At 57.8% G+C, this 7,914-nt stretch carries 6 protein-coding genes; 3 read left to right on the top strand and 3 right to left on the bottom strand.

Annotated features, from left to right (window positions below):
• Nucleotides 1-107: 107 nt before the first annotated feature.
• Entirely contained in the window at nt 108-1,571 is a 1,464-nt protein-coding gene (xylB, locus tag ABLV17_RS13535) for a xylulokinase (protein WP_348854327.1), read from the bottom strand.
• Nucleotides 1,562-2,947, bottom strand: a complete 1,386-nt coding sequence (gene dalD / locus ABLV17_RS13540; protein WP_308958645.1) for a D-arabinitol 4-dehydrogenase — start codon at nt 2,945-2,947, stop codon at nt 1,562-1,564. The genes xylB and dalD overlap by 10 nt, the downstream gene beginning before the upstream one ends.
• A gap of 196 nt (nt 2,948-3,143) precedes the next feature.
• On the opposite strand from dalD, the gene ABLV17_RS13545 reads away from it, so the two are divergent.
• Nucleotides 3,144-4,085, top strand: coding sequence for a sugar-binding transcriptional regulator (locus tag ABLV17_RS13545; protein ID WP_113375075.1), 942 nt, complete (start codon nt 3,144-3,146; stop codon nt 4,083-4,085).
• A 13-nt stretch (nt 4,086-4,098) separates the two neighbouring features.
• On the opposite strand, the gene ABLV17_RS13550 is transcribed toward ABLV17_RS13545, so the two are convergent.
• Nucleotides 4,099-5,112: a substrate-binding domain-containing protein gene (locus ABLV17_RS13550; RefSeq protein ID WP_087859656.1), complete on the bottom strand. Its 1,014-nt coding sequence runs from the start codon at nt 5,110-5,112 to the stop codon at nt 4,099-4,101.
• 288 nt (nt 5,113-5,400) lie between these two features.
• On the opposite strand from ABLV17_RS13550, the gene ABLV17_RS13555 reads away from it, so the two are divergent.
• Both ABLV17_RS13555 and ABLV17_RS13560 read left to right on the top strand, forming a co-directional pair.
• Nucleotides 5,401-6,150 carry an SDR family oxidoreductase gene (locus ABLV17_RS13555; RefSeq protein WP_015365771.1) on the top strand — a complete coding sequence of 250 codons (750 nt, stop codon included), beginning with the start codon at nt 5,401-5,403 and terminating at the stop codon, nt 6,148-6,150.
• Nucleotides 6,151-6,182: 32 nt separating this feature from the next.
• Complete coding sequence (locus ABLV17_RS13560) at nt 6,183-7,790, top strand: FGGY-family carbohydrate kinase (RefSeq protein ID WP_113375071.1); 1,608 nt, start codon at nt 6,183-6,185, stop codon at nt 7,788-7,790.
• Nucleotides 7,791-7,914 lie beyond the last annotated feature (124 nt).

Consider the following 7,914-nt stretch of genomic DNA (forward strand, 5'->3'; position numbering starts at 1 on the left):
ATTCAGCGGCAGACCCATCCACTGTTGGTGATTAACGGACATGGTGACCTCGTTGTTGTAGGGTGCAGGAGAATCACTCCGGCAGTTTCGCCGGAGCGTCATATGTCTTATTGCTGTCGAAAATGTCGGTCGTTGAGGTACAGAGACTGGAAATGGGCGTAACGCGGCATCAGCGCCTGATGACGCTGCGGATCCGCCTGCCAGGTTTGCCAGATTTCCGGCTTATGGCAAACATTTGCCAACGGTTTGCCCGCCGCCAGGCTGGCCAGCCGCGCCGCTCCGAGCGCGCCGCCGGTTTCCCCACCTTTATGCGTCACCACCGGCATCGCCAGGATATCCGCCAGCAGTTGCGCCCAGAACGGACTGCGGGCGCCGCCGCCAACCAGTGAGCACTGGTCGATACGGGTTCCGCTCTCCTGCAATACGCGCAGGCCGTCAGCAATACCGAAGCTCACTCCCTCCAGCACCGCATATCCCAGTTGAGCGCGCAGGCTGGCATGGGTCATTCCCCAGAACATACCTCGCGCCAGAGGATCGTTATGCGGGGTACGCTCGCCGGAAAGATAAGGCAGGAAGTATGGCGCATTGGCTTTTTCGTCTGCGCTTAACTGGGCAATCTCCTCCAGTAGCGCCACTTCGGTGGTACCGGTCAGACGACAGAACCACTGCAGACAGCTGGCGGCGCTGAGCATCACGCTCATCTGATGCCACAGGTTCGGTAGCACATGACAGAAAGCATGCACCGCCGACTGCGGCGCCGGACGATAGCTGTCGGTGACGACAAACAGCACGCCGGAGGTACCCAGCGAGATAAAAGCGTCTCCCGGCGACACCGCGCCAACGCCAATCGCGCTGACCGCATTATCGCCGCCGCCCCCCGCCACCAGCACCGAAGGATTAAGCCCCCAGCGTTCGGCAATGTCTGCCGCCAGCGTGGCGGAAACGTCGCATCCTTCCACCAGTTCCGGCATTTGTTGCCGCGTCAGGCCGCACTTTTGCAGCAGCGCGTCGGACCAATCGCGTCGCGCGACATCCAGCCACAGGGTGCCGGCGGCATCCGACATATCGGAGACTTTTTTGCCGGTCATCTTGTAGCGCAGAAAATCCTTCGGCAGCAGTACGCAGGCGGTACGGGCAAAATGCTGCGGCTCATGACGCCGCACCCACAGCAGTTTCGGCGCGGTAAACCCCGGCATTGCCAGATTACCGGCCACCTGATGCAGCTCTGGCGCCATCTCTTCAAGCTCGGCGCACTCCTGCGCGCAGCGGGTATCGTTCCATAAAATCGCCGGGCGAATCACTTCGCCGCTGGCATCCAGCAGTACGGCCCCGTGCATCTGCCCGGAAAGGCCGATGGCTTTAATCGCCGACCAATGGCTCGCGCACTTCTCGCGTAGAGTGGCAATCAGATATTCTGTCGCTTCCCACCACGCCTGCGGCGATTGTTCAGACCACTGCGGATGCGGCCGTTGAATGGTCAATGGCGCGCTATGGCTGGCGACGACCGCATTGTTTTCATCCAGCACCAGCGCTTTAACTTCCGAAGTGCCGAGATCGATACCTAAATACATAGCGCCTCCTGCTGGGTCAGCGCGTAGACGGCGGCGATTTGCTCACGCAGCAGCGCGTGGAAATCCGCCGATTCCGCCAGCTCGCCAAACAGGGCTTTATCACCGGCGTACCGGGCGATCGGGTCAGGCGAATTAAACATGGCGTGTACCGCCGATTCATCAAGAATTCCGTCCTGGTACTGATACGGTAAAGCCCCTTTATGCCACTGCTGCATAAAGACGAAGAACAGCGCCGGCAGCATGGCGGTAGCCTGCGGGCGCACGCCGCGCTGATAGCACTCCTGTAGGGTTGGGGCGATCATCGCCGGGATTTTTGAGAATCCATCGGCCGCCACCCGCTGGTTGGTGTCCTGGATATACGGGTTGGTAAAACGCTTGAGTACCACGTCGCGGTAGGTTGCCAGGTCGATACCGTTATCGCCCAGACACGGAATCACATCTTCACTGACGTAACGGTCAGCAATAGCGTAGATGGCATCGGTAAGCGTACTCTCGTGAATATATTGCTGCCCCAACAGCGTTCCCGCCCAGGCGATACAGCTATGCGACGCGTTAAGAATGCGAATCTTCGCCTCTTCATAGGGGATAACCGACGCCACCATCTCGACGCCCACCGTCTCAAGCGCCGGGCGCTCAGCGCGGAAATTATCTTCTACTACCCATTGAATAAAGGTTTCGCCCATCACCGGCGCTTTATCATCGATGCCGGTTTGCGCTTTGATACGTGGCGCCAGACCGGCGGCCGGGCGCGGCGTGATACGATCGACCATCGTGTTTGGGCAGGTCGCGTTCTCCGCCAGCCAGTCAATAACCTGCTGTTTACCGGTCAGCTGCAGAAATTCCACCAGTCCATCATGGAAACGTTCGCCGTTGTGGCGCACGTTGTCGCAGTTAAGCAGCGTCAGCGGACCAGCATCGGCGGCGATACGTTTTTCAAGAATCCGGGTAATAGTGCCGTATATGGTTTTGCAATCCCCCTGCAAATCGGCCTGCAGATCGGCGTTGCTGGTTTCAAGGCGATGTTGCGTATTGAGGTAATAGCCCCCTTCCGTCACCGTGAAAGCAATGACTTTAGTCTGCGGATTCGCGCCTTCATCAATCAGCGGCTGCAGCCCCGCCTGCCACGGCAGTAATTTTTGAATTGAAGCGATCTCTTCGTATTCGCGCTCCCCTTCCGGGCTCACCGTTTCCAGAACGTAGCGCCCTTTCTGCGCCGCCAGCGCCTGCACCACGTGCTCGGCGTCATTGCGAATATTGCCCGCCGCGATATGCCAGCGCGAATCGCCGGAAACCCGCAGCCGATGCAGGTACCACGCCTGATGCGCGCGATGGAAAGAACCGAGACCGATGTGAAGCCATGTGAATTGCGTATTCATGTTCTGCTCTCCTTGAGGTGATGCGGCTCACTGTAGATGATCATTTGAATCAAATAAGAGCTACGGATCACAAAAGAGCAATTACCCATTAAAATTACAAATGACCAAAATAGAGCAAAAGCTTGCCTGTTTTGAAAACCGCAGCCAAAATGCGGGTATCTGCGCTACTGCGCCCGCGTATTTAAGGCAGGACACCGTGAGTAAAGAAGACGACATCAGGCTGGATCAGAAGGTCCGCGCCGCATGGATGTACTACATTGCCGGTCAGAATCAGAGCGAAATCGCCAGCCATCTTGGCACCTCAAGGCCGGTGGTCCAGCGCCTTATCGCCGCGGCGAAAGAAGAAGGGATTGTGTCGATTGGCTTGCATCATCCGGTAGCGAACTGCCTCGATTATGCGCAGTTGTTGCAGGAAAAGTATCAACTCATCGAGTGCAATATCGTGCCGACCTACAACGAAGAGAGCACGCTGGATAGCGTTTCCTTCGGTTGTTATCAGTTGATGGCCCGCTACCTGCAGAGCGATAACGCCAAAATAATCGGCATTGGTTCTGGATTAACGCTGAAAAAGACCATCCAGCGCATTGATTTCGATAGCCCGAACAGCCGCTGCGTGGCGCTGATTAGCGCAATGAACGATGAAGGAAAATGCAACTACTACGATGATGTGCCGTTGCTGCTGGCGCGGAAAATTCAGGCCAACTACTACCAGTGGCCCGCGCCGCGCTATGCGCAAACCCGTCAGGAACATGAGATGTGGTGCGGCAGCCGCCTGTTCAGCAACGTTTCTGCCGCAGCGCAGCAGGCGGACGTTATTTTCGTCGGTATCGGCCCATTGGGTACCCAAAGCCCGATCTTCAAAGACGGGTTTATTAATAAAGTCCAACTGGATGAACTGACGGCGCGCGGGGGCATCGGCGAGATCCTCGGCCGCTTTATCGATGCCGACGGCTCCGTCGTCGACAGCGAAATTAATCGCCTGATCACCAGCTACGATATCCGCCAAAACCAGTGCCCGCGGATAGCCGTCGCCTGTGGCGAGAACAAGCGCCCGGCGATCCTCGCGGCGTTAAAAGGCGGCTGGATTAACGGCTTGGTGACCGATGAACATACCGCCCGCTGGCTGCTGACGCGCTAGCGCCAGCGGTTTTTCAGGCCAGGTGCTCGCGGCTGCTAATCAGCAGCGGCGGGATCTCTACCCGCTGCTGGCTGGCTTCGCCTGCGTCAATGATATTAAATACCGCTTCCAGCATCGCCGGGACGTTCTGCTGCACCATGTCAATATCGTGACCCAGCAGATAAACAAACGGATCCCAGTCAAAACAGCCCATCGGCGGCTGCTCGACGCCGGTCAGCCCCAACTGCGCCAGCCATCTCACCACCCCTTCCAGCGAGATGGTCGAGTTAACGAAGAAACCCTGCAGATGTTCATCGGCGCTTTTAAAACGCGCCTGCATACAGGCTTCCACTTTGCCTTTTGAATAGCCCGGAGAAAGAATGTTTTCTTCCGGCACGCTCATGCCGCGCGCCGCATGAGCATCGCGAAATCCGCGTAAACGCTCCAGAGTGTTGTGGTCGCTGCTGCGCCCGCCGACAAAATACAGCGGCGCCAGTTTGCCGTGGCGATTGAGACTGTTATCAAGAATTTTATCGGTCAACGCGCGGGCGCCCGCGTAGTTATCTGAGATCACCGACGGCGCGGTGGAGCCCGGCAGGTCAAGGTTAACCGTCGGCACCCCCGCCTGCTGACATAGCTCGGTAATTTTATCCGGATTAGTCGCCCCGGTCGCCACCACCCAGTCCACCTGCCAGGAGAGCATCGCTTTCACCGCTTCGATTTCCAGCTCGGGTCGACGGCGAGTACAGGTAATAATCGGCAGCAGGCCGCGCTCACGCGCCATCTCTTCAAAGCCTTCCGCCACTGAACCAAAATAGCGGTTGTCGTATTTGGGGACAATCATCCCGATGACATGCGATTTTTTACTGCGCAACATGCTGGCCTGGCGATTAATCGCGTAGCCCTGCTCTTGCGCAATGCGCGTCACTTTTTCCGCAAGTTTGGCGCTGATACGGCGTTTTTTCCAGTTGCCATTGAGGATCGCGCTCACCGCGCTTGCCGAAACGCCGGATAATTCCGCCAGATCGTAGATAGTGATTTTTTTCATTTTCCCAACTTGCGTCACAAATTCATTTCGCTGTTAATTTCCCCACTTGCTCAATCGATGAAGCTGGCGCAACATTAGCTTCATCGATTGAGCAACCATGACGCTCGCTAGCGTATACACTCAATACTTGTTCAGACATCAGCAAATTGAAATAAATGGTGCTGATATTCAATAGCTTAACTTAGTTACTCCTGCTCTGACAGGCCAGATTGTTGTAGCAGGTAACCGCTCCTCAACCTCGTCGAGACCAGCTTGGTGAGCAAAACAGACAACATGAAGGATTATAAAATGAACCACTCCGTATCCTCTATGAATACTTCTCTTAGCGGCAAAGTCGCCGCGGTCACCGGCGCCGCTTCCGGCATTGGTCTTGAATGCGCGAAAACCCTGCTTGGCGCGGGCGCGAAGGTGGTTCTGATCGACCGTGAAGGCGAAAAGCTCAACAAGATTGTGGCAGAGCTTGGCGAAAACGCTTTTGCCTTACAGGTCGATCTGATGCAGGGCGAGCAGGTGGATAAGATCATTGACGGCATCCTGCAACTTGCCGGCCGTCTCGATATTTTCCACGCCAACGCTGGCGCTTACATTGGCGGCCCTGTCGCTGAGGGTGACCCGGACGTCTGGGATCGCGTGCTGCACCTCAATACTAACGCCGCCTTCCGCTGCGTGCGTAGCGTGCTGCCGCATATGATCGCGCAAAAATCCGGCGATATTATTTTCACCAGCTCCATCGCCGGCGTGGTGCCGGTTATCTGGGAACCTATCTATACCGCCTCAAAATTCGCCGTACAGGCGTTTGTTCATACCACCCGCCGCCAGGTTTCCCAACACGGCGTCCGCGTCGGCGCGGTACTGCCGGGCCCGGTGGTTACCGCCCTGCTCGATGACTGGCCGAAAGAGAAAATGGAAGAAGCGCTGGCTAACGGTAGCCTGATGCAGCCTATCGAAGTTGCCGAATCGGTGCTGTTTATGGTCACCCGTTCGAAAAACGTCACCGTACGCGACCTGGTTATTCTGCCTAACAGCGTTGATTTATAACCCCCGGTATCGGTGACTAAAAGGACGATTTTATGAATGGCGAGACTCAAACCATTATCGGCGTCGATGTCGGCTCCGGCAGCGTGCGCGCCGGGGTATTTAACCTCAGCGGCGAACTGCTGGCCCACGCCACCCGGGAGATCACCCTCTTCCGCAGCGCCGGCAGCGTGGTGGAACAATCCAGCCGCGAAATCTGGCAGGCGGTTTGCGACTGCATCAAACGCGCGGTCGTAAAGGCCGCCGTCTCTCCGCACTCGGTTGCCGGTATCGGCTTCGACGCCACCTGCTCGCTGGTGGTAATCGGGGAGAATGACGCGCCGCTGGCCGTCGGGCCCAGCGAAGAGGCAGATCGCAATATTATCGTCTGGATGGATCACCGTGCCACCGAACAGGCGGAACGCATCAATGCCACCCGCCATCCGGTGCTGCAGTACGTCGGCGGGACTATCTCTCCGGAAATGGAAACACCGAAGCTGCTGTGGTTGAAAGAAAACCGCCCGCAGATCTTTGCCGCCGCGCGTCATTTCTTCGACCTGGCCGACTATCTCACCTGGCGCGCGACCGGCGATCTGGCCCGATCCGTCTGTACCGTCACCTGTAAATGGACCTATCTGGCCCATGAAAAACGCTGGGATGCCGATTACTTTCGCCAGATTGGCCTCGCAGAGCTGGCGGATGAAGACTTCGCCCGTATCGGCCAGCGTATCGTCGATCCGGGAACGCCATGTGGTGATGGGTTAACCGCGGCGGCGGCTGAAGAGATGGGCCTGCCTGTCGGTACGCCGGTGGCGGTCGGGATGATCGACGCCCATGCAGGCGGCATCGGCACCGTCGGCGTACTCAACGGCGCGGTGAATAATATGGCCTACGTCTTCGGTACCTCCTCCTGCACCATGACCACCACCGAGAAAGCGGTGTTCGTTCCAGGGGTCTGGGGTCCTTACTATTCGGCGATGGTACCGGGTTACTGGCTGAACGAAGGCGGACAAAGCGCCGCCGGCGCGGCTATCGACCAGTTACTGAGCTTCCATCCGGCGGCGGCAGAAGCGCGTGAACAGGCCAAAGCCGCCGCCGTTCCGCTGCCGGTCTGGCTGGCGGATCGCGTGCTGGCGCAGGTTGCCTCGCCGTCGGAGGCGGTGCAGCTGGCAGATGGACTGCATGTCGTACCGGAGTTTCTCGGCAATCGCGCACCGCTTGCCGACCCCCACGCGAAAGCGCTGATTGCCGGGCTGGGGATGGAGCGGGATCTTGATAACCTGACCGCGCTGTACGTCGCCGGATTATGCGGAATTGGCTACGGCCTGCGGCAGATCCTCGATGCCCAACGCGCCTGTGGTATTGAGAGCGAAAATATCGTTATCAGCGGCGGCGCGGGGCAGCACCCGCTGGTACGCCAACTGTTGGCCGACGCCTGCGGCGTGACCGTGGTCGGCACCGCCAGCAGCGAACCAGTATTGCTGGGCTCCGCCATCCTCGGCGCCGTCGCGGGCAACGTCGCCGCCTCGCTACCGGACGCCATGAAGCGGTTCACCAGAGTGGATAAAACCTATCGCAGCGAGACGGCGTTTAGTCCGCTGCATCAACGCAGGTATGAGGCCTACAAAGCGCTACAACAGGCCGGTCGGCTAATCCGCGAATAACATACCTCTTTAATTTAATAACAATAATGCTCCGCTGTTATACAGCGGAGCCGCTCCTCTGCATCCTGAAATCGAGGTTAACATGTCCGTTAATAACAAACAGTGGTTCGGTCTGCCGCTGAAC

Origin of the sequence: Klebsiella sp. CN_Kp091 (genome assembly GCF_040065095.1) — a bacterium.
In the GTDB taxonomy this organism is placed as follows: domain Bacteria; phylum Pseudomonadota; class Gammaproteobacteria; order Enterobacterales; family Enterobacteriaceae; genus Klebsiella; species Klebsiella aerogenes.

Bases quoted from the DNA above. Each gene is read 5' to 3' on its own strand.
- ABLV17_RS13555 (WP_015365771.1), top strand. From the start codon at position 5,401: ATGAACCACTCCGTATCCTCTATGAATACTTCTCTTAGCGGCAAAGTC.
- ABLV17_RS13550 (WP_087859656.1), bottom strand. From the start codon at position 5,112: ATGAAAAAAATCACTATCTACGATCTGGCGGAATTATCCGGCGTTTCG.
- xylB (WP_348854327.1), bottom strand. From the start codon at position 1,571: ATGTATTTAGGTATCGATCTCGGCACTTCGGAAGTTAAAGCGCTGGTG.
- dalD (WP_308958645.1), bottom strand. From the start codon at position 2,947: ATGAATACGCAATTCACATGGCTTCACATCGGTCTCGGTTCTTTCCAT.
- ABLV17_RS13560 (WP_113375071.1), top strand. From the start codon at position 6,183: ATGAATGGCGAGACTCAAACCATTATCGGCGTCGATGTCGGCTCCGGC.